1 protein-coding gene and 1 pseudogene are annotated in these 1612 nt (G+C 60.7%); both read left to right on the top strand.

Annotated elements, in window-relative coordinates:
* Positions 1 to 120, top strand: a pseudogene (locus tag NW841_RS08730) (phosphate ABC transporter ATP-binding protein); the annotation flags it as partial.
* A 118-nt stretch (positions 121 to 238) separates the two neighbouring features.
* Positions 239 to 1606 (top strand): FAD-binding oxidoreductase, encoded by a 1368-nt coding sequence (locus NW841_RS08735; RefSeq protein ID WP_414386114.1) that lies wholly within the window; start codon positions 239 to 241, stop codon positions 1604 to 1606.
* The last annotated feature ends 6 nt before the right edge of the window (positions 1607 to 1612 follow it).

Consider the following 1612-nt stretch of genomic DNA (forward strand, 5'->3'; position numbering starts at 1 on the left):
GTGGAGCTGGTGGGATCCAACCGCGTGGGCGAACTGGTGGAGTTCGACCGAACGGAGGTGATCTTCAACAGCCCTGCCAAAGAGGCGACCAAAGACTACGTAGAGGGCCGCTTCGGCTGATGCTCGGGACGGGCCGGGATCCCCTGGGGAGACGTTTTCTGTCTCTGGTGAGCCTTTCTGCCGGCCCTTTGCACAGACAATGGAGTCTAAGTAGCCTGCTATCCAATTGGGGATCCCTATGACCGTTGCTGCTTCTGGAAAATTGCAGGCCTTGCTTTCTGAGCTGGCCGACCTTGAAATCATCACCGATCCGGCGCAAGTTGCCAAGTTGTCGCTGGACTTTTACCACTACAGCCCTGTGCTCAGCCGCCAGTTGAGCAACAAGCGCGGGGAGGTGGTGGTGCGCCCTGCCGATGAAGCAGAAGTGATGCGGGTGGCGGCGGCCTGTGCCAAGTGGAGAGTACCCCTGACCGTGCGCGGCGCCGGTACCGGCAACTATGGCCAGTGCATCCCCCTAGCTGGCGGTGTGATCCTGGACATGAGCAAGCTCAACCAGGTAATCTGGGCCAAGCCGGGCTTGGCGCGGGTACAGGCGGGGGCCAAGCTGATGGCCATCGACAAACACACCCGCGAGCTGGGCTGGGAGATCCGTATGGCCCCTTCCACCTACCGCACCGCCACTATTGGGGGGTTCATTGCCGGCGGTAGCGGCGGCATCGGCTCTGTGACCTACGGCCAACTGCTGGATCGGGGCAACATCTTAGGGCTGCGGGTGATTACAGTCGAAGAGGAGCCGCGGGCCCTGGAGCTGCGGGGAGACGACGTGTTTAAAGTCAGCCATGCCTGGGGCCTCAACGGGATCATCACCGAGGTGGAGATTCCCTTGGCGCCGGCCTATCCTTGGGCGGAGCTGGTGGTGGCCTTCCCGCCGGAGGGGGGGTTTATGCCCTGCGCCCACTTTGGCCAGGCTCTGGCCGAGGCAGATGGGATCCTGAAGAAACTCATCAGCCTGCACGCCTGGCCGATCCCTCGCTACTTCGTCCCCTTGCAGGACTACTTGCCCCAGGGATCCGCCGTGGCCTTCTTGATGGTGGCCGAGTACAGCCTAGAGCCGTTGCTGGAGCTCATTCGGGAGCATGGCGGCCAGGTGGTCTACAACAAAACGGCTCAGGAGGCAAGCAAGGGGATCTCACTGGGGGAATTCTCTTGGAACCACACCACCCTGCACTGCCGCAGCGTGGATCCCAATTTGACCTATCTACAATCGATTTTTCCGCCCGATCGGGAGCTGAAGGTGGTGCAGCACCTGTACGAGCACTTTGGCGACGAAGTGCTGATGCACCTGGAGTGGATTCGCATCCGGGGGCAGGCTACCCCGGTCGGCCTGCAAATTGTGCGCTTTACAACGGAAGAACGCCTCAACGAGATCATGCGCTATCACGAGGCGCAGGGAGTCTTCATCGCCAATCCCCACACTTTCATCATCGAAGAGGGGGGTCGCAAAGTGATGGATCCGCGCCAGCTCCGTTTTAAGGAAGAAGTGGATCCCTATGGATTGCTTAACCCCGGCAAGATGCGCAGTTGGCAAGGGCGGGCTTCTGCTTGAAAGTGC

This window comes from Synechococcus sp. H60.3 (assembly GCF_047462295.1).
In the GTDB taxonomy this organism is placed as follows: domain Bacteria; phylum Cyanobacteriota; class Cyanobacteriia; order Thermostichales; family Thermostichaceae; genus Thermostichus.